Annotated in this window: 16 protein-coding genes; 14 read left to right on the forward strand and 2 right to left on the reverse strand. The window is 50.6% G+C overall.

Annotated elements, in window-relative coordinates; genetic code table 11:
- The first annotated feature begins 32 nt into the window (after nucleotides 1-32).
- The 11 genes from dnaK to DW965_RS01020 all read left to right on the forward strand — a co-directional run bounded on the left by dnaK (nucleotide 33) and on the right by DW965_RS01020 (nucleotide 14,345).
- Complete coding sequence (gene dnaK / locus DW965_RS00970) at nucleotides 33-1,910, forward strand: molecular chaperone DnaK (protein WP_055228293.1); 1,878 nt, start codon at nucleotides 33-35, stop codon at nucleotides 1,908-1,910.
- A gap of 225 nt (nucleotides 1,911-2,135) precedes the next feature.
- Nucleotides 2,136-3,344, forward strand: a complete 1,209-nt coding sequence (dnaJ, locus tag DW965_RS00975) for a molecular chaperone DnaJ (protein ID WP_117761695.1) — start codon at nucleotides 2,136-2,138, stop codon at nucleotides 3,342-3,344.
- A 167-nt stretch (nucleotides 3,345-3,511) separates the two neighbouring features.
- Nucleotides 3,512-4,288 (forward strand): phosphoribosylformimino-5-aminoimidazole carboxamide ribotide isomerase, encoded by a 777-nt coding sequence (gene hisA, locus DW965_RS00980; protein ID WP_117761694.1) that lies wholly within the window; start codon nucleotides 3,512-3,514, stop codon nucleotides 4,286-4,288.
- Nucleotides 4,289-4,589: 301 nt separating this feature from the next.
- Nucleotides 4,590-5,117, forward strand: coding sequence for a ribosome hibernation-promoting factor, HPF/YfiA family (gene hpf / locus DW965_RS00985; RefSeq protein WP_055218411.1), 528 nt, complete (start codon nucleotides 4,590-4,592; stop codon nucleotides 5,115-5,117).
- Nucleotides 5,118-5,351: 234 nt separating this feature from the next.
- Complete coding sequence (gene secA, locus DW965_RS00990) at nucleotides 5,352-7,922, forward strand: preprotein translocase subunit SecA (RefSeq protein WP_055218413.1); 2,571 nt, start codon at nucleotides 5,352-5,354, stop codon at nucleotides 7,920-7,922.
- A gap of 141 nt (nucleotides 7,923-8,063) precedes the next feature.
- Nucleotides 8,064-9,171, forward strand: a protein-coding gene (gene prfB, locus DW965_RS00995) for a peptide chain release factor 2 (RefSeq protein WP_117509617.1) whose coding sequence is annotated in 2 segments (ribosomal slippage) — nucleotides 8,064-8,114 and nucleotides 8,116-9,171 — 1,107 coding nt in all. Because the reading frame shifts where the segments join, the coding sequence is not laid out codon by codon here.
- Between the two features lie 111 nt (nucleotides 9,172-9,282).
- Entirely contained in the window at nucleotides 9,283-10,536 is a 1,254-nt protein-coding gene (locus tag DW965_RS01000; RefSeq protein WP_022461321.1) for an SPFH domain-containing protein, read from the forward strand.
- Between the two features lie 56 nt (nucleotides 10,537-10,592).
- Nucleotides 10,593-11,702 (forward strand): TFIIB-type zinc ribbon-containing protein, encoded by a 1,110-nt coding sequence (locus DW965_RS01005; RefSeq protein WP_118750461.1) that lies wholly within the window; start codon nucleotides 10,593-10,595, stop codon nucleotides 11,700-11,702.
- Nucleotides 11,699-12,544, forward strand: coding sequence for a TPM domain-containing protein (locus DW965_RS01010; protein ID WP_118750462.1), 846 nt, complete (start codon nucleotides 11,699-11,701; stop codon nucleotides 12,542-12,544). The genes DW965_RS01005 and DW965_RS01010 overlap by 4 nt, the downstream gene beginning before the upstream one ends.
- Before the next feature lie 106 nt (nucleotides 12,545-12,650).
- A complete protein-coding gene (locus DW965_RS01015) occupies nucleotides 12,651-13,097 on the forward strand; it encodes an ACT domain-containing protein (RefSeq protein WP_022461318.1) in 447 nt (148 codons plus the stop codon).
- Between the two features lie 30 nt (nucleotides 13,098-13,127).
- Entirely contained in the window at nucleotides 13,128-14,345 is a 1,218-nt protein-coding gene (locus DW965_RS01020; protein ID WP_117509598.1) for a homoserine dehydrogenase, read from the forward strand.
- An 89-nt stretch (nucleotides 14,346-14,434) separates the two neighbouring features.
- Here the strand turns inward: DW965_RS01020 and DW965_RS01025 are convergent, their stop codons facing one another.
- Nucleotides 14,435-15,253, reverse strand: a complete 819-nt coding sequence (locus DW965_RS01025) for a DUF975 family protein (protein ID WP_055265104.1) — start codon at nucleotides 15,251-15,253, stop codon at nucleotides 14,435-14,437.
- A 19-nt stretch (nucleotides 15,254-15,272) separates the two neighbouring features.
- Entirely contained in the window at nucleotides 15,273-15,749 is a 477-nt protein-coding gene (locus DW965_RS01030) for a DUF4190 domain-containing protein (protein WP_022461315.1), read from the reverse strand.
- Nucleotides 15,750-15,958: 209 nt separating this feature from the next.
- On the opposite strand from DW965_RS01030, the gene DW965_RS01035 reads away from it, so the two are divergent.
- The 3 genes from DW965_RS01035 to trpS all read left to right on the forward strand — a co-directional run bounded on the left by DW965_RS01035 (nucleotide 15,959) and on the right by trpS (nucleotide 20,183).
- Nucleotides 15,959-18,103 (forward strand): Tex family protein, encoded by a 2,145-nt coding sequence (locus tag DW965_RS01035; protein WP_022461314.1) that lies wholly within the window; start codon nucleotides 15,959-15,961, stop codon nucleotides 18,101-18,103.
- Nucleotides 18,104-18,169: 66 nt separating this feature from the next.
- Nucleotides 18,170-18,934, forward strand: coding sequence for a YlmH family RNA-binding protein (locus DW965_RS01040; RefSeq protein ID WP_022461313.1), 765 nt, complete (start codon nucleotides 18,170-18,172; stop codon nucleotides 18,932-18,934).
- Between the two features lie 163 nt (nucleotides 18,935-19,097).
- Entirely contained in the window at nucleotides 19,098-20,183 is a 1,086-nt protein-coding gene (gene trpS / locus DW965_RS01045; RefSeq protein ID WP_022461312.1) for a tryptophan--tRNA ligase, read from the forward strand.

Below are 20,183 nucleotides of genomic sequence, written 5' to 3' on the forward strand. Positions count from 1 at the left end.
TTTTAGCATAATTCATTGAGGAGGAAACAACAATGGGCAAAATTATTGGTATTGACTTAGGAACAACAAACAGCTGTGTAGCCGTTATGGAAGGTGGAAAACCAACCGTTATCGCAAACGCAGAGGGTGAAAGAACAACTCCATCTATCGTAGCATTCACAAAAACAGGTGACCGTCTGGTCGGCGAGCCGGCAAAACGTCAGGCTGTAACAAACGCAGACAGAACCATCCGTTCCATCAAACGTGAGATGGGTACTGATTATAAAGTAGACATCGAAGGAAAGAAATACTCTCCACAGGAGATCTCCGCTATGATCCTTCAGAAACTGAAAGGTGATGCAGAGAACTACCTTGGTGAGAAAGTAACAGAAGCAGTTATCACCGTTCCGGCTTACTTCAACGACGCACAGCGTCAGGCTACCAAAGATGCCGGTAAAATCGCAGGTCTTGATGTAAAACGTATCATCAACGAGCCTACCGCAGCAGCTCTGGCATACGGACTGGATAACGAGAAAGAGCAGAAGATCATGGTATACGACCTTGGAGGCGGTACTTTCGATGTTTCCATCATCGAGATCGGTGACGGCGTTATCGAAGTTCTTTCCACAGCAGGAAACAACCGTCTGGGCGGTGATGACTTCGACCAGAAAGTAACAGATTATATCCTTGCTGAGTTCAAGAAACAGGAAGGCGTAGATCTTTCCAATGATAAAATGGCTCTGCAGAGAATCAGAGAAGCAGCAGAGAAAGCAAAGAAAGAGCTTTCCAGCGCAACTACAACCAACATCAACCTGCCGTTCATCACTGCAACCGCAGATGGCCCGAAACATCTCGATATGAACCTGACAAAGGCTAAATTCGATGAGCTGACCCACGACCTGGTAGAGAAAACCGCAGAGCCGGTACAGAGAGCACTTTCTGATGCAGGCCTTCAGGCATCCGAGCTTTCCAAAGTCCTTCTGGTAGGCGGATCTACCCGTATCCCGGCTGTACAGGATAAAGTAAGACAGCTGACCGGACACGAGCCGAGCAAGAGCCTGAACCCGGATGAGTGCGTAGCACTTGGTGCTTCCGTACAGGGCGGTAAACTTGCAGGAGATGCCGGCGCAGGCGACATCCTTCTTCTGGATGTAACTCCGCTGTCTCTGTCCATCGAGACGATGGGAGGTATTGCAACTCGTCTGATCGAGCGTAACACCACAATCCCGACCAAGAAAAGCCAGATCTTCTCCACCGCAGCTGATAACCAGACAGCAGTAGATATCAACGTAGTACAGGGTGAGCGTCAGTTCGCGAAAGACAACAAATCCCTCGGCCAGTTCCGTCTGGATGGAATTCCGCCAGCAAGAAGAGGCGTTCCGCAGATCGAGGTTACCTTTGATATCGATGCCAACGGTATCGTAAATGTATCTGCAAAAGACCTGGGAACAGGAAAAGAGCAGCACATCACCATCACCGCAGGCTCTAACATGTCCGACAGCGAGATCGACAAAGCAGTCAAAGAAGCTGCTGAGTTCGAGGCTCAGGATAAGAAACGAAAAGAAGCAATCGACGCAAGAAACGATGCAGACTCCATGGTATTCCAGACCGAGAAAGCAATCGAGGAAGTCGGCGACAAGCTTGATGCAAACGACAAAACAGCAGTAGAAGCTGACCTGAACGCACTGAAAGATCTCATTGCAAAATGCAATCCGGAAGAAATGACCGATGCACAGGTAGCTGATCTGAAAGCAGCTCAGGAAAAACTGATGACAAGCGCTCAGAAACTGTTTGCAAAACTGTATGAGCAGCAGGGCGGAGCAGCAGGCGCTGGTGCCGGAACAGCAGGTGCAGGCCCGGATATGGGAAATGCAGGAGCAGCAGGCGGCCATGACGACGATGTCGTAGACGCTGACTACAAAGAGGTTTAATTTTCGGCATGTCACACTCCGTGAAAATACCGACTGTGAGTTGAAACAATAAGTAAATAAACGCAAAAAGCCCTGTGAGGCGAATGTTTGCAGGGGACGGAAAATACATTCCGCCCCCTGTATTTATGCTGGTATTGCTTTCGGAAAAGTGCTATACTGGAGCGTGCGGAAAAACATTTCTGCAAAGATGAAATTTGTGGAACAGAAATGAAAAGGTGAACATAAATGGCAGAAAAAAGAGATTATTACGAGGTCCTCGGCGTAGACCGCGGAGCGGACGATGCAACATTAAAAAAAGCATACCGTAAACTGGCCAAGAAATACCATCCGGATATGAACCCGGGCGACAAAGAGGCCGAGGCAAAATTTAAAGAGGCGACAGAAGCCTATGGCGTGCTGAGTGATCCGGACAAACGGCGTCAGTACGATCAGTTTGGCCACGCTGCATTTGAAAACGGCGGTGGCGGCGCAGGAGCCGGCGGATTCGGCGGCTTCGACTTTGGCGGCGGAGATATGGGTGATATCTTCGGCGATATTTTCGGCGACCTGTTCGGTGGCGGCGGAAGCAGAAGAAGAGCAAACAATGGACCTATGAAGGGAGCAAACCTCCGCGCTGTTGTCCACATTACGTTTGAGGAAGCTGTTTTCGGATGCCAGAAAGAGCTCGAGATCAACCTGAAGGATACCTGTACAACGTGCCACGGAACCGGCGCAAAACCAGGAACTTCACCGGAGACATGCTCCAAATGTAACGGAACTGGTCAGATTACGTACACACAGCAGACCATGTTCGGTTCTGTGAGAAACGTGACGACCTGTCCGGATTGTAACGGAACCGGAAAGATCATTCGCGATAAATGTACCGCATGCCACGGCACGGGCTATACATCCAGCAGAAAACGCATTCAGGTCAACATTCCGGCTGGAATCGACGATGGACAGAGCATCCGGATCCGTGAAAAAGGTGAGCCGGGTGTAAACGGCGGACCGAGAGGAGATCTGCTTGTCGAGGTTCAGGTAACCCGTCATCCGATCTTCCAGAGACAGGATATGAACATTTTCTCCACTGCACCGATTACGTTTGCCCAGGCAGCACTCGGCGGTGATGTGAAGATCAGCACCGTTGACGGGGACGTTCTCTACACTGTAAAACCGGGAACCCAGACCGATACGAAGATCCGTCTGAAGGGAAAAGGTGTTCCGTCCCTTCGCAACAGCAATGTGCGCGGTGATCACTACGTAACACTCGTAGTCCAGACTCCGACGAAACTGAATGAGAAAGCAAAAGAGGCCCTCCGCGCCTTCGACGAAGCCTGCGGAAACCGCCCGGCAGCAGAAGAAAAAGCAGCCGACGGCGAAACTGCAGAGCAGCCGAAGAAGAAAAAAGGCTTTATGGATAAAGTGAAAGAGGCCTTTGAGGACATCGATAAATAAAGAACGGTGGCAAGCCGGAAAAGAAAGAAGAATCTGTGGAAAAAGCAGGTTCTTCTTTCTTTTCTATGAAAGAACCATGAAAATTTGGTGAATTTATACACAGAATGGTCGGATTTTGATATAATGTGGAAAACTTAAGGGGAGAGAAAAGAAAGGAAACGGGGAAAATGAGATTTCGACCATGTATTGATATTCATAACGGAAAAGTAAAACAGATTGTCGGGGGATCGCTGAAAGATCAGGGAAATCAGGCGAGCGAGAATTTTGTCTCGGAGCAGGATGCGTCGTACTATGCGCAGCTGTACGAAGAGCAGGGCATTACGGGCGGCCATGTGATTCTGCTGAACAAGGAAGGTACCGAGTTTTACGAGGAAACGAAGCGCCAGGCATTGCTGGCACTCTCGACGTACCCGGGCGGCCTGCAGGTGGGAGGCGGCATTGATGCGGAGAATGCGTGCGAGTTTCTGACAGCGGGGGCAAGCCATGTGATTGTGACTTCGTATGTGTTCCGCGACGGCCATGTGTTCTATGAAAATCTGGACAAGCTGGTGACGACGGTAGGAAAGCAGCGGCTGACACTGGATTTAAGCTGCCGGAAGCGGGACGGAAAATACTATATCGTGACGGACCGCTGGCAGAAGTTCACGGACGAAGAAGTGACAGAGGAACTGCTGCATCACCTGTCAGAATACTGTGATGAGTTCCTGATCCATGCCGTGGATGTCGAGGGAAAGGCTTCCGGCATTGAGACGGAGCTGGTGGAACTGCTTGCGAAGATGAAAGATTTTCCGGTGACGTACGCCGGCGGCGTGGGAAGTTTTGAAGACCTGGAGCTGCTCAAAAAACTGGGAAACAACCACGTCGATGTGACAATTGGCAGTGCACTGGATCTGTTCGGCGGCAAAATGAAGTTTGAAGACGTGCTGGCAGTATGCCGCCGGTAAGCGGAAACGGACGTTCACCCGCGCCATTCGCAAAACCGCGCTTTCAGCGCTCTCCGCTGCTGCGCAGCTCCTTTTTGCTCATAACCAGGCGCTCCCTTTGTATCTTATTCTTGACAGATTTTCATGCGAGCATGAAATCTGTCAAAAATAAGATACAAGTGAACTGTAACAGAAAAAACTCTAAAATATTCATGAATTTTCTAAATACTATTGCAAATAGAGACAACTATTGCTATAATTAGAGTTACTTACAGGGGAAGTGAAGAACCTGTAAAATTTGAGAGCAAAGGGGTTGGGCATAATGAAAATTACCATCAGCGGAAAAAATATTGACGTGACAGAGGGATTAAAAGCCGCGGTCAACGAAAAACTTGGCAAACTGGAGAAATATTTTACGCCTGACACAAATGTCATTGTAACCTTAAGCGTAGAGAAAGAAAGACAGAAAATTGAGGTTACCATTCCGGTAAAAGGAAATATCATCCGTTCCGAGCAGGTAAGCAACGATATGTACGTATCCATCGATCTGGTAGAGGAAGTCATCGAACGCCAGCTTCGCAAATACAAAAACAAAATTGCCGACAAACAGCAGGAAGCAGGAAACTTCCAGAAAGAATATCTGGAGCATGACTATCTGGAGGACGAAGACATCCAGATCATCCGTACGAAAAAATTCGGCATGAAACCAATGTATCCGGAAGATGCCTGCGTACAGATGGAACTTCTTGGACACACCTTCTTCGTATTCCGCAATGCAGAGACCGACGAAGTAAACGTCGTTTACAAGAGAAAGAACAACACCTACGGTCTGATCGAGCCGGAGTGCTGAAAAGTAAATAAAGAATGAACAGTCACCCTGTTTCCAGCTTAGAAAAGCTGTGAAACAGGGTGACTTTTTCGCGGAAAGGGCCGGAAAGTCCGGGAAAAGCCGTAAAAACAGCGGAAAACCGGGGAACGGCACCAAATGTTTACGAAAAATTCATTGTTATCTTGTGCCAGAAGTGGTAGAATAGTACCATATGTTAATATGGCAATTAATAGAGAAAGCAGGAGCAAACATTCTATGAAATTCACAGAAAAACTTTTTGGTACGCACAGTGAGCGCGAGCTGAAACGAATCTATCCAATTGTAGACAAAATCGAAGCTCTCCGCCCGACCATGCAGGCGCTGACCGATGAAGAGCTGCGTGCCAAGACAAAGGAATATAAAGACCGCTACAACGGAGGCGAATCCCTGGATTCCATTCTCCCGGAAGCATTCGCAACCGTCCGCGAGGCAGCAAAACGTTCCCTCGGTATGGAACACCACCGCGTACAGCTGATCGGTGGTATTATCCTCCATCAGGGCCGTATCGCTGAGATGAAAACCGGTGAAGGAAAAACCCTCGTTTCCACCCTTCCGGCTTACCTGAATGCACTGACCGGACGCGGTGTCCACATTGTTACCGTCAACGATTACCTGGCAAACCGAGATGCTGAGTGGATGGGCAAAGTCCACAGATTCCTCGGTTTGACCGTCGGTGTCGTTCTGAACGATATGAAGAACGATGAGCGCCGCCAGCAGTATGCATGCGACATCACCTACATCACCAACAACGAACTTGGTTTCGATTACCTGCGTGACAACATGGTGATCTACAAGGAGCAGCTCGTACAGAGAGAGCTTGCTTACTGTATCATCGACGAGGTCGACTCCGTCCTGATCGACGAGGCAAGAACACCTCTGATTATTTCCGGACAGAGCAGCAAATCCACCAAGCTGTACGAGACCGCAGATATTCTGGCACACCAGATGCAGCGCGGCGAGGCAAGCGGCGAGATGACCAAGATGACCGCGATCATGGGCGAGGAGATCGAGGAGACCGGAGACTTCATCGTCAACGAGAAGGACAAATTCGTTACCCTGACCGATGACGGTGTGAAGAAAGTCGAGAACTTCTTCCATATCGAGAATCTCTCCGATCCGGAGAACCTGGAGATCCAGCACAACGTGATCCTGGCGTTGCGTGCCAATTATCTGATGCACCGCGACAAGGACTACGTAGTCAAAGACGACGAGGTTCTGATCGTCGATGAGTTCACCGGCCGTATCATGCCGGGCCGCCGTTATTCCGATGGTCTGCATCAGGCAATCGAGGCAAAAGAGCACGTTAAAGTAAGAAGAGAGAGCAAGACTCTGGCAACCATCACGTTCCAGAACTTCTTTAACAAATACGAGAAAAAAGCCGGCATGACCGGTACTGCCCTCACCGAGGAGCAGGAGTTCCGTGACATCTACGGCATGGACGTTATCGAGATCCCGACCAACCGCCCGGTCATCCGTGTGGATATGGACGATGCCGTATACATGACGAAAAAAGAGAAATTCCACGCAGTCGTAGAGGAAGTCAAAGAGGCACATGCCGTGAACCAGCCGGTTCTGGTTGGTACCATCACCATTGAGACTTCCGAGCTGATCAGCAAAATGCTGCGCCGCGAGGGAATTCCGCATCAGGTCTTAAATGCGAAGTTCCATGAGCTTGAGGCAGAAATCGTAGCCCATGCCGGTGAGGCAGGAGCCGTTACCATCGCGACCAACATGGCCGGCCGTGGTACCGATATCAAGCTGGATGATGTGGCAAAAGCTGCCGGCGGCTTAAAGATCATCGGCACCGAGCGTCATGAGTCCCGCCGTATCGACAATCAGCTCCGCGGTCGTTCCGGCCGTCAGGGAGACCCGGGTGAGTCCCGTTTCTACATTTCCCTGGAAGACGATCTGATGAGACTCTTCGGTTCCGAAAAACTGATGGGCATTTTCAAATCCCTCGGCGTACCGGAAAATGAGCAGATCGAGCACAAGATGCTTTCTTCCGCCATCGAAAAAGCGCAGAAGAAGATCGAGGGCAACAACTACGGAATCCGTAAAAACCTGCTCGACTATGACCAGGTCAACAACGAGCAGCGTGAGATCATCTACAAAGAGAGACGCCGCGTTCTGGACGGCGAGAGCATGAGAGACACCATCTTCAAGATGATTGCCGACACCATCGACAATACCGTAGATCTCTGCATCGGCGAGAACACCGAGCAGTCCGAGTGGGATCTGACAGAATTAAATGAGATGCTGCTCTCCATCATGCCGGTGAAGGCAGTGACAAAAGAGCGCGTAGAGAAGATTTCCAAAAACGAGCTGAAACAGCAGTTAAAAGAGGAAGCTGTTAAACTCTACGAGGAGAAAGAAGCAGAATTCCCGGAGGAGGAGCAGATTCGTGAGCTTGAGCGTGTCGTTCTTCTGAAGGTTATCGACCAGAAGTGGATGGATCATATCGATGATATGGATCAGCTCCGCGAGGGTATCGGCCTGCAGGCATACGGCCAGAGAGACCCGAAGGTTGAGTACAAGATGGCAGCTTACGACATGTTTAACGAAATGCTCGAGTCCATCCAGCAGGATACCGTCCGTCTCCTGTTCCATGTACGTGTTGAGCAGAAAGTAGAACGTGAGCAGGTAGCCAAAGTGACCGGAACCAACAAAGACGAGTCCGGCCCGAGAAAACCGGTACAGCGCGCAGAGCGTAAGATCTATCCAAACGATCCATGCCCGTGCGGAAGCGGCAAGAAGTACAAACAGTGCTGCGGAAGAAAACCGGTTTGATAAAAGCAGAACAGCAGTGAGACGGATGAGCACGATCCGTTTGACAAAGCACGCAGCTTCCCTACCAGAAGCTGCGTGTCATACAAAATATAAAACAGAAAGCAGGTGAAGCTTGTGGTAGTTGAATTAGACCAGTTCAAAATGGAACTTGGCACATACGATAAACCATTAGTGGAAGTGAGGGATTCACTTTGACCTCGCTAACAAAGAGCAGAGGATCGAAGAATTAGAGCGTAAAATGGAGGAACCCAATTTCTGGGACAACCCCGAAGAAGCGCAGGAGCAGATGAAACAGCTGAGCAGCATGAAAGAGGACAGAGATACGTATCAGAAACTGGTATCCGCCAAAGAAGATATGGAAACTCTGATCGAGATGGGACAGGAGGAGGATGACGATTCCGTTGTTCCGGAAATCGCGGAAATGATGGAAGAGTTCAAGGCATCCTTCGATGCCATCCGCATCAAAACCCTGCTGTCCGGCGAATTTGACAAGGACAATGCGATCATCAAACTGAACGCAGGTGCAGGCGGAACCGAGGCGTGCGACTGGTGCGGCATGCTGTACCGTATGTACACCAGATGGGCAGAACGCAAAGGCTTTACGATCGAGGAACTCGACTTTCTGGACGGTGATGAGGCCGGTGTGAAGTCCGTGACATTCCAGGTCAACGGCGAAAACGCTTACGGTTATCTGAAATCCGAAAAAGGCGTTCACCGTCTCGTCCGTATTTCTCCGTTCAACGCGGCAGGAAAACGCCAGACATCGTTCGTATCGTGCGATGTTATGCCGGATATCGACAAAGAGATCGATGTTGAGGTTCGTGATGAGGATATCCGTATCGATACGTACCGTTCCAGCGGTGCCGGCGGACAGCACATCAACAAGACGTCATCGGCGATCCGAATCACGCATATGCCGACCGGCATCGTGGTTACGTGCCAGAATGAGCGTTCCCAGTTCCAGAACAAGGACAAGGCAATGCAGATGCTGAAAGCAAAATTGTATATGCTGAAACTCCAGGAGCAGGCAGATAAGCTGAGCGACATCCGCGGCGAAGTAACCGAGATCGGCTGGGGCAACCAGATCCGTTCTTACGTTATGCAGCCATACACCATGGTCAAAGACCACCGTACCAACGCAGAGACCGGAAACGTCGATGCAGTCATGGACGGCGGAATTGATCTGTTTATCAACGCATATCTGAAGTGGATTGCCCTCGGAACCGGAGCGAAAGAGGAAGAAGCATAATTCGGCTGTGGGCAGAGCACAGTGACAAGTAAAATAAGGAGCATTTTCACCAACAGAGGACGGAAATGCTCCTTTCTGTTTTGAAGCCAAAGGCAAACAGGAGGTAAAAGTATGGGTATTATCAGAGCAGCAGTCAATGCAGTACACGGCAGTTTCGCCGATCAGTGGCTGGAGACCGTGGAACCGTATGAGATGGGGGAACATACGGTATTTACAGAGGGAATTCTGGTAAGAAAAGGCCAGAATAAAAAGGGAAGCCAGACGATTTCAAACGGTTCTGTGATCCATGTCTATGACAATCAGTTTATGATGCTGGTGGACGGCGGAAAGATCATTGATTACACCGCAGAGCCGGGCTACTTTACCGTAGACCAGTCATCGTCTCCGTCGATGTTCAGCGGATCGCTTGACGCAGCCGTAAAAGATACGTTTGAGCGCCTGAAATTCGGCGGCCAGACCCCGCATGAGCAGAGAGTTTTCTATATTAATCTGCAGGAAATCAAGGGAATCAAATTCGGAACGAGAAATCCGGTCAACTATTTCGACCAGTTCTACAATGCCGAGCTGTTCCTTCGGGCACACGGTTCCTATTCCATCCGCATCATCGATCCGCTCCGCTTCTACGCAGAGGCTGTGCCGAGAAACGCATCCCGCGTAGAGATCGAGGATATCAACGAGCAGTATATGAACGAATTTTTAGAGGGCCTGCAGTCCTCGATCAATCAGATGGCAGCCGACGGCATCCGCATTTCGTTCGCAGCATCCAAGAGCGCCGAGCTGTCCCGCTACATGGCAGATGCGATGGATGAGAGCTGGCGGGCAATGCGCGGCATGGAGATCCAGTCCGTGGCAATCGCAAGCCTTTCCTACGATGAAGCTTCCCAGAAACTGATCCAGATGCGCAACGAAGGTGCGATGATGTCTGATCCATCGATCCGTGAGGGCTATGTACAGGGAGCGATGGCACGCAGTATGGAGAAAGCAGCAGCCAACCCAAACGGAGCCATGAACGGCTTTATGGGTGTTCAGATGGGCATGAATGCCTTCGGTTCCTCGTTTGCATCGGCGTCCGCTTCGAATCAGCAGCAGATGCAGCAGCAGGCGGCAGCCAAGGCACAGCAGGAAGCTGCAAAAGGCGTATGGAAATGCTCCTGCGGAACGGAGAACACCGGCAATTTCTGCTCAAACTGCGGAAGTGCAAAGCCGATGGTGTGGATCTGCGGCAAGTGTGGAACCGAGAACAGCGGTAAATTCTGTTCGAACTGTGGCAGCCCGAAACCGGAAGCGGCAGGAAAATGGGTCTGCGCATGCGGAACGGAGAATACCGGCAAGTTCTGCTCGAACTGCGGAAAACCAAGACAGTAAAAGAAAACAGATAACCATCCAATACAACAGCGGCTCCGGGGAAGGAGGGATAGAATATGGAGGTTATTACATACAAATGCCCGAACTGCGGAGGCGATCTGACCTTCGATCCGGCAAGCGGAAAGTATAAATGCGAGTACTGCCTGTCCTCGTTTACACAGGAAGAAGCCGAAAAGGCGAACCCGAAAGCAGCGGAAGCGCTGAACGGGGAGGACGATGCTGCCGGTGCACAGGAAGCATCCGATGCACAGAAGGAAAGCAGTACGGAGGAAACAAAAGGGGAAACAGAGCAGGGCGAAGCAGTTGTCTACACCTGCCCGAACTGCGGCGCCGAGATTGTGACCGATGCGACGACGGCAGCGACATACTGTTTCTACTGCCACAACCCGGTGGTGCTTTCCGGCCGGCTTTCGGGAGAATATATGCCGGATTTTGTGCTGCCGTTCAAAATCAGCAAGGAGCAGGCAATCGAGAAATTTTTGTCATTTACCCGGAAGAAACACTTTATTCCGAAGGATTTTTTCGAAAAGAGTCAGGTACAGAAGATGACAGGTGTCTATTTCCCGTACTGGATTTACGGCGGAGACTTTGAGACGGATTACATAGCGCGCGGCCGGAAGGTGAGAGTCTGGCAGACCGGTGATGTGGAGTACACAGAGACCAGCATCTACGATGTCCGCCGGGAGGGAGAGGTCCGTGTGGACGGTCTGTCGCGTAACGCTCTGAACAAGGCCGACCGCGATCTGATCGAATGCGTGCAGCCCTATCGTCTGGAGGAGATGCAGCCGTTTTCTATGGGCTATCTTTCCGGATTTCAGGCGGAAAAACGTGATATCGAACAGGCGCAGATCGCACCGGAACTGAAAAAAGAACTGGAGACGATGGCGCGCGGCGCAATGCGGAACGAGGCGAACGAGTATCTCTCCCTCGAGCAGGAGAAAATGAAGCTTTCTCCAAAGCGGGAGGACTGGCGTTACGTACTGTTTCCGGTCTGGACACTGACGTATCCGGGAAAAGACGGAAAGGTTTATTACTACGCGATGAACGGCCAGACTGGAACGATCAACGGCGATTTTCCCTATGAGCGGAAGAGAGCCCTTCTGACGTCGGCTGTGAGTGCTCTTCTGGTTCTGATTGTGATGCTGATAGGAGGGTATTTCGCATGAGAAGAATGAAAAAAGCAGGACAATATCTGCTCGGGATTTTTGCGGCCCTTCTGCTGTGCGGGATTTTTTCTGTGAATACCGTAAAAGCCGAATCCCAGCATATCTACGACAATGCATCGCTTCTTTCCGATGCGGAGGAGCAGGACCTCGAGAGATCCTGCGCGGAGTTCGAGAACAATACGGAAATTCATATGGTCATCCTGACCGAGCGCAGCAGCGGTTCCGAGGACTGTCAGGCGATTGCAGATGATTTTTATGACAAAAAGTATCCGAAAGAGCCAAACGGTGTCTGCTTCCTTATCGACATGGGACAGCGCCAGATCGTGATTTCGACGTCCGGTATTATGCAGTATTATATGTCCGATGCGGAAATTGATGATATCCTGCAGGCGGCGCAGGGCTACGCGAAAGACGGCGACTATGCGGGAACCTTTGCAAAAATGATTACGATGACGCAGGAATGCTTCGACCGAGGCGTTTCCGATGCGGACTATCTGATTACAGAAGACGGTTCCATTATTCATTACCGCAAAATCAACAGCACGGAAGCTCTTATTTCTGTTATCGCAGCGGCTGCGACAGGAATTCTTGTTTATTTTGGAATCTGGAAGAGCTACAGACGAAAGAAAAACCGTGGTGCAAAGAGCTATGCGGATCTGAAACGCGTAAACATCAGAGACCGCAGGGATGTGCTGATCGACCGTCATGTATCGATGCACAAAATCCAGAAGGATGATGGAAACCACGGCGGAGGCGTTTCTGGCGGCGGAGGTGGCGGCGGAAGCACCGTTCACACTTCGTCGAGCGGAAACAGTCACGGCGGCGGAAGCATTGGCTTCTGAAAACCGATTCGAAAAAATTCCTTGCGTATTGTGTCGGAATATGGTACGATCTTTCCTGTGAAAACAAATGTATTTCCTGGAAAGAGTATAAAGGTAGAGGATTGCCATGAGAGAAGAAAAAACAAAGTACTATGTAATCAAAGAAAAAGCGGTTCCCGAGGTCCTTTTGAAGGTCATCGAGGCCAAACGGTTGATGGATATGCAGGAGCTTACCGTGCAGCAGGCAACGGAAAAAGCGGGAATCAGCAGAAGCTCTTTCTATAAATACAAAGATGATATTCTTCCTTTTCATGACAATGCAAAAGGAAAAACGATTACGTTTATTCTGCAGATGGACGATGAGCCGGGACTGCTTTCCGATGTGCTGAAGATTATCGCCGAGTTTCACGGAAACATTCTGACCATTCATCAGACGATTCCGTTAAACGGCGTGGCGTCACTGACAATCAGCGTGGATATCGCGGAAGACCGGGGAGACGCCTCGGAGATGATCAATGAGATTGAGTCCAGACAGGGAGTTCATTATTTTAAAATCTTAGGACAGGAGTCCTGAAAAAGAAAAAGCAAGAGAGGGACAAAAGAGATGATTCAGATTGCAGTATTAGGATATGGCACCGTTGGTTCCGGCGTGGTAGAAGTCATCAACACGAACCATGACAGCATCAACAAGAGAGCAGAGAACGAGATTAATATCAAATACGTTCTGGATTTAAGAGATTTCCCGGGAGATCCAGTGGAAAAAGTGCTGGTACATGATTACGAAGTGATCGCAAACGATCCGGAGGTTGATATTGTTGTCGAGGTCATGGGCGGCGTTGAGCCGGCTTACACCTTCACAAAACGTGCGCTGGAGGCTGGAAAGAGCGTCTGCACATCCAACAAAGAGCTGGTGGCAAGACACGGTACCGAGCTTCTTGCAATTGCAAAAGAGCACGGCGCAAACTATCTGTTTGAGGCAAGCTGCGGCGGCGGTATCCCGATCATCCGTCCGTTAAACTCCTCCCTGACTGCAGATGAGATCGATGAAGTAACGGGTATCTTAAACGGTACGACAAACTACATCTTAAGCAAAATGGCAAGCGACGGTTCCGATTTTGCCGATGTGTTAAAAGAGGCACAGCGCCTTGGCTACGCAGAGCGCAACCCGGAAGCAGACGTAGAAGGCTACGATGCCTGCCGTAAAATTGCGATTCTTTCTTCTCTTGCCTATGGAAAAGAAGTCAATTACGAAGAGGTTTACACCGAGGGAATCACAAAGATCACCGCAGAGGATATCAAATATGCGACCTCGATGGGAACCGCAATCAAACTGCTCGCAACAAGCCGCAAGGTGGGTAATCAGTATTACGCCATGGTAAGCCCGGTGATGATTGACGCGAAAAACCCGCTGTACAGCGTAAACGGTGTCTTCAACGCCATCTTCATCCACGGAAATGTACTGGGTGATGCGATGTTCTACGGAAGCGGAGCAGGAAAGCTTCCGACCGCAAGTGCCGTTGTAGCCGATGTCGTAGACTGTGCAAAGAACAAAGGCAGAAACATCATGATGAGCTGGAGCGAGGAAAAACTGGACCTGCTGCAGATCGATGATGTAAAGAGCCGCTTCTTCGTCCGCGTGTCCGGCCACGCCGCAGAGCGCCAGAGTGAGATCGAGGAGCTGTTCGGAAAAGCAGAAATCGTAGCAGTTCCAAGTCTGTCCGAGGAGTTCGCATTTATTACCGGCGAAATCACAGAGCAGGAGTACAGAGAAAAAGCAGAGAAACTCGACGGAATCCAGAGCAGAATCCGCGCGAGAATTTAAGATCTCGAAATAGACATAACTAAAAAGACGTTTCACAGCCGTAAAGCAAGGGGTGTGAAACGTCTTTTTAGTTATCTTAAAATTTATTTTTAAAGATCTGTGCCGGATCCAAAGGAATCCGTATCATATCCCACCGGTTCCGATGCCGGATACAGGACATCTTTCCGTTCCTGATAGAACGCAGCCATCGTGATCTGCATATAGGGCATTACCCACAGAAAGCCGATGGCACAGGAACAGGATGCGAGAATCTCAAGCCCTAAGAAACTTAAGAGAAGCAGAATGTAGCGGAAAAAGTTCTTCTTCATCATCGCAAAGCTCTGACGGATCGCCTGGATCGGGCCGATGCCGGGAGCGTCGTTCATCACAAAGGTGGAAAGGGAAAACGGAACCAGCACCAGCGTGGAAACGAGAGAGCCGATCAGCTTGTAAACGTAAACGTTCATCAGAGAAGAAAGCTCGGCTTCGATGGAAAGTGCTGTTCCAAGCGTCAGTTCCGCACTCGGGGAGGAAAGATACTGGAAGCCCGGAATGCTGGAAATCAGGGCGATCACGGAGCTGATGCCGTTGATGATAAGGAACATCAGCACGTACTGGTCCGGGTGGTGATAGAAAGCGTAGAGCATATCACCGACGGAAATCGGTTCCCCGCGCAGCGTTGAGAGGCAGATCTTTAAGTAGCCCGCCTGAAAGAGGCTGAGGAGCAGGGAAAACAGGAACAGCGTCAGATTCAGGAAAATGATATCGTACAGCGTTGTGCCTGAAAAAATCAGCGTCGGGATGAGGGAGCAGGAGAAGGTGAGAAACAGGTTGATCGCGGTTGCGCCCACCAGCGTGCCGCATCGGCCTGCCATGGCCTCACGGGCCTGCTTTTTCAGTTCTGAAAATTTCTGTTTTTGTCCGTTCATGAAAAATCCTTTCTGGTACCTAGATGGTATTTCCGTCGGTGGTTGTTCCGTTATCCGGTGTCATCTGGTATTCCTGCATGTACTGATTGTAATACCGCTCAAGCAGGTTGGTGCTGCCGCCGCTGACCATGTTGAAAAGCAGGAAAGCATACATGCAGATACCGACAATTATGCCGATGGTACAGCCCGCCAGACCGGCTTTTGCCGTGCCGCTCATGCGTCCTGCGCCGCGGCTTAAAAGGGCGAAGATCACGCCGAGCGAGCCGAAAAACAGGGAACCCATGTTGAGCATGAACAAAAAGGAGCAGATCGCCATGACCATCGAAGCGGCCGCAAGGGCCTGCGAACCCGTCCTGCGCGGCGGCTGTACGGGAGGCTGCTGCTGGTAATGCTGATACGGTCCGGGACGCTGGCCCTCAGGCACGCCGTACGGATGGGAGGACTGATAGGAATCTCCGGACTCATTGGTGTTTGGATCGTAATTTTCTGGTGTCATAAAATGTCCTTTCTTCTGCAAAAAAGCGCGGTTTCACACGCAGTCTGTCAAAAAAGCTATAGTAAAGATTTTATCATGTAAGGTTGACAAAAACAAGACCTATTGATAAGGTAATAGAGTGGCTGTTCCGCCAAGGGTCCCGCTTTTTATGCGGGAAAAACAGAGAAGGAACAGCGTGTTTTGGAAGAGACAACAGGAGGAATTTACCTATGGATATGAATCAGGTATTGGCAGCTGAGCTGAACGTCAAACCGTGGCAGGTAGAAGCTGCAGTGAAACTGATTGACGAGGGAAACACGATCCCTTTTATTTCACGATATCGAAAAGAAGCAACAGGTTCCTTAAACGATGAGATACTGCGAAATCTGTACGATCGTCTGATGTACCTGCGCAGTTTAAATGACCGCAAGGCCGTTGTCCTTGCGAGCATCGAGGAGCAGGGCAAGCTGACCGCAGAACTGAAAAAATCCATCGAAGAGGCCGCAACTCTCGTGGTCGTAGAGGATTTATACCGCCCGTACCGTCCGAAACGCCGGACGCGTGCGACGATCGCAAAAGAAAAAGGACTGGAGCCGCTGGCGAATATCATTCTTCTGCAGATGACAAAAGAGCCGCTCGAAAAAGAGGCAGAGGCTTTTGTTTCAGAAGAAAAGGAAGTCAAAACGGCAAAAGACGCCATTGCTGGTGCCTGCGACATCATCGCCGAGAGCATTTCCGATGAGGCCGATTACCGTATGGAGATCCGCCGCAGAACCGAGGCGAAGGGCCTGATCGTCTCGACAGCAAAGGATGAGAAAGCAGAGTCCGTTTACGAGAATTACTATGAGTTTTCCGAGCCGGTATCGAAAATTGCCGGACACCGTGTGCTGGCACTGAACCGCGGTGAGAAAGAAAAATTCCTGAACGTCAAAATTGAGGCGCCGACGGAAGAAATCCTGCGTTATCTCGAGAAAAAAATCATCACCAAAGAGAATCCGCAGACAAAGCCGGTTCTGCAGGCGACCATCGAGGATGCCTACAACCGTCTGATCGCTCCGGCCATCGAGCGTGAGGTCAGAAATCAGCTCACCGAAAAGGCAGAGGATGGTGCGATCAAGGTCTTTGGAAAGAACCTTGAGCAGCTTCTGATGCAGCCGCCGATCGCAGGCCAGGTTGTCCTTGGATGGGACCCGGCGTTCCGTACGGGATGCAAGCTGGCCGTTGTCGATGCGACCGGAAAAGTGCTCGATACCACCGTGGTTTACCCGACCGCGCCGACGAACGAGAAGAAGATTGCAGCAGCAAAAGCGACCGTAAAAGATCTGATCCACAAATACGGCGTCACCCTGATTTCTGTCGGAAACGGAACTGCAAGCCGTGAGTCCGAGCAGATCATCGTCGAGATCTTAAAAGAGATTCCGGAGAAGGTTGCGTATGTGATCACAAACGAGGCAGGAGCGTCTGTTTACTCCGCAAGCAAGCTGGCAACCGAGGAATTTCCAAACTTTGATGTCGGACAGCGAAGCGCCGCTTCCATCGCACGCCGTGTGCAGGATCCGCTGGCAGAGCTTGTCAAAATTGATCCGAAATCGATCGGCGTCGGCCAGTATCAGCACGATATGAACCAGAAGAAGCTCGGCGAGGCGCTCGGCGGTGTCGTTGAGGATTGCGTCAATAAAGTCGGTGTGGATCTGAACACGGCATCTGCGTCGCTGCTGGAATACATTTCCGGTGTCAGCAAGGTGATAGCAAAAAACATCGTGGCATACCGCGAGGAGAACGGCCGTTTCGAGAGCAGAAAAGAGCTCCTGAAAGTGGCAAAACTCGGACCGAAGGCGTTTGAGCAGTGCGCGGGCTTTATGCGCATCACCGGCGGCAAAAATCCGCTGGACGGCACAAGCGTTCATCCGGAGAGCTACGAGGCAGTCGAGAAGCTGTTTGCAAAGTTAAATATGAAGACAGAGCAGATCAGCGAGGGACCGACGGCGTTCTTCATCAAAGATTACAAGAAGATGGCAGAGGAGATCGGTGTCGGCGAGATTACGCTGCGCGATATCATCAAAGAGCTGCAGAAGCCTGGCCGTGACCCGCGTGACGAGATGCCGCGCCCGATCCTGCGCACTGACGTGCTCGATATGAAGGACCTGAAGGTCGGCATGATCTTAAAGGGAACCGTGCGCAACGTCATTGACTTCGGTGCATTCGTCGATATCGGCGTGCATCAGGACGGACTCGTCCACATTTCCCAGATGACGAAACGCTTCATCAAGCATCCGCTGGAGGCTGTGAGCGTCGGAGATATCGTGGAAGTGAAGGTCATCAGCCTTGATCTGGCGAAGAAGCGGATCGGACTGTCGATGCTGCTGGATAAATAAAGTGTGATACGTGGGCTGCCCGAAAGAAAACAGGGGCAGCCCGCGGTGTATCAAAGGGGGATTACCATGAATGAGGAAGAAGTGCTGGTCGGACGGATTCAGGATCTGGCAGAGCAGTGTTATCACAGGGATGTTCCGTCACACACGGAGTTTCTGACGCTGGCGGAGCAGGATCTGTTCTACCGTACGGTAAATAAAATCCCGGGCGTGCGTTACGTGCTGTCCGGCGGATACGAGGCGGCAGAGCGGAAAGCGGCGCTGTTTCTGCCATCCTATGCAGAGGACGGTGATGCGTCGATGCTTCCGATCGCAGTCGTGCGCATCAGCCCGCTGAATGAAAAATTTGCGGATGCGCTGTCACACCGTGATTTCTTAGGATCACTGATGAATCTCGGCGTGGAGCGGTATAAGCTGGGAGACATTCTGATCGATGGAAACCAGGCGTATCTGATCTGTATGGCGGATATGGCGGACTACATCTGTGCGGAGCTGAAAAAAGTGCGCCATACGAGCGTGTACTGTGAAGTCGAGGCGGGACTGCCGGAGGAGCTGACGGAGCCGAAAACCGAGCGGAAAGAAGGCTCCGTCGCTTCCGTGCGGCTCGATGCGGTGCTGTCGCTGGCGTTCAGCAGTTCGCGGAGCAAAATGGTGCCGCTGATCGAGGGCGGCCAGGTGTTTATTAATGGAAAACTGGTGACGTCGCCGAGCGCGTCATTAAAAGAGGACGATCTCGTGACCGTGCGCCATATGGGAAAATTCCGCTATGTTGGCGTGCAGAATCAGACAAAAAAGGGAAGGCTGTACGTGGCTGTTGAACGATTTGTCTCATAATAGATATTTTGAGGGATTTTACCGGAAAAGACCATTGACAGTGTTTGTAAAAAGACGGTATTATAGAGGGTATGTAGAAGGTCCGCAGTTATGAGAATTTTCATGAAATTTTTCATACAGAAGCGGACTGCGAAGATTACGTATCAGGAAGGCAGGAAGAAAAATGGGAAAAATTATACTGACCGGTGACAGACCGACCGGCAAGCTGCATGTAGGACATTACGTTGGTTCACTGCGCCGCCGCGTGGAGCTGCAGAACTCCGGTGAATTCGATAAAATTTACATCATGATTGCAGACGCACAGGCGCTGACCGACAATGCGGACAACCCGGAGAAGGTGCGCCAGAACATTCTGGAGGTAGCACTGGATTACCTTTCCTGCGGACTTGATCCGGAAAAGAGCACCATCTTTATCCAGTCTCAGATTCCGGAACTGTGTGAGCTTTCTTTCTATTATATGAATCTCGTTACGGTTTCCAGACTGCAGAGAAACCCAACCGTAAAATCGGAGATCCAGATGAGAAACTTTGAGGCGAGCATCCCGGTTGGATTCTTCACCTACCCGATCAGCCAGGCAGCCGATATCACTGCATTCAAGGCAACGACCGTTCCGGTTGGAGAGGATCAGATGCCGATGATCGAGCAGACACAGGAGATCGTCCACAAATTCAATACGGTTTATGGCGAGGCACTTGTGCAGCCGAAGATTATGCTGCCGGAGAATGATTCCTGCAGACGTCTGCCGGGTATCGACGGAAAAGCGAAGATGAGTAAATCGCTCGGAAACTGCATTTACCTGTCCGAGGAGCCGGATGAGATCAAGAAAAAAGTCATGAGCATGTACACCGACCCGGATCACATCAAGATCACCGACCCGGGCAAGATCGAGGGAAATACCGTATTTACTTATCTCGATGCATTCTGCCAGCCGGAGCACTTCGAGCGCTATCTGCCGGATTACGCAAATCTCGACGAGCTGAAAGCACATTACCAGAGAGGCGGCCTTGGCGATGTCAAAGTGAAGAAGTTCCTGAACAATGTACTGCAGGAGACCTTAGAGCCGATCCGTAACCGCAGAAAAGAGCTGGAAAAAGACATTCCGGCGATCTACGAGATGCTGAAAAAAGGCAGCGAAGAGGCAGAAAAAGTTGCCGCTCAGACACTGGCGGATGTCAAAGCAGCCATGAAAATCAACTATTTTGATGATCTGGACCTGATCCGTTCCCAGGCAGAGCGTTACGGCAAATAA

The organism is Blautia sp. AM47-4 (genome assembly GCF_003479865.1).
Classification (GTDB): domain Bacteria; phylum Bacillota; class Clostridia; order Lachnospirales; family Lachnospiraceae; genus Fusicatenibacter; species Fusicatenibacter saccharivorans.

Bases quoted from the DNA above. Each gene is read 5' to 3' on its own strand.
- dnaK (WP_055228293.1), top strand. From the start codon at position 33: ATGGGCAAAATTATTGGTATTGACTTAGGAACAACAAACAGCTGTGTA.
- dnaJ (WP_117761695.1), top strand. From the start codon at position 2,136: ATGGCAGAAAAAAGAGATTATTACGAGGTCCTCGGCGTAGACCGCGGA.
- hisA (WP_117761694.1), top strand. From the start codon at position 3,512: ATGAGATTTCGACCATGTATTGATATTCATAACGGAAAAGTAAAACAG.
- hpf (WP_055218411.1), top strand. From the start codon at position 4,590: ATGAAAATTACCATCAGCGGAAAAAATATTGACGTGACAGAGGGATTA.
- secA (WP_055218413.1), top strand. From the start codon at position 5,352: ATGAAATTCACAGAAAAACTTTTTGGTACGCACAGTGAGCGCGAGCTG.
- DW965_RS01000 (WP_022461321.1), top strand. From the start codon at position 9,283: ATGGGTATTATCAGAGCAGCAGTCAATGCAGTACACGGCAGTTTCGCC.
- DW965_RS01005 (WP_118750461.1), top strand. From the start codon at position 10,593: ATGGAGGTTATTACATACAAATGCCCGAACTGCGGAGGCGATCTGACC.
- DW965_RS01010 (WP_118750462.1), top strand. From the start codon at position 11,699: ATGAGAAGAATGAAAAAAGCAGGACAATATCTGCTCGGGATTTTTGCG.
- DW965_RS01015 (WP_022461318.1), top strand. From the start codon at position 12,651: ATGAGAGAAGAAAAAACAAAGTACTATGTAATCAAAGAAAAAGCGGTT.
- DW965_RS01020 (WP_117509598.1), top strand. From the start codon at position 13,128: ATGATTCAGATTGCAGTATTAGGATATGGCACCGTTGGTTCCGGCGTG.
- DW965_RS01025 (WP_055265104.1), bottom strand. From the start codon at position 15,253: ATGAACGGACAAAAACAGAAATTTTCAGAACTGAAAAAGCAGGCCCGT.
- DW965_RS01030 (WP_022461315.1), bottom strand. From the start codon at position 15,749: ATGACACCAGAAAATTACGATCCAAACACCAATGAGTCCGGAGATTCC.
- DW965_RS01035 (WP_022461314.1), top strand. From the start codon at position 15,959: ATGGATATGAATCAGGTATTGGCAGCTGAGCTGAACGTCAAACCGTGG.
- DW965_RS01040 (WP_022461313.1), top strand. From the start codon at position 18,170: ATGAATGAGGAAGAAGTGCTGGTCGGACGGATTCAGGATCTGGCAGAG.
- trpS (WP_022461312.1), top strand. From the start codon at position 19,098: ATGGGAAAAATTATACTGACCGGTGACAGACCGACCGGCAAGCTGCAT.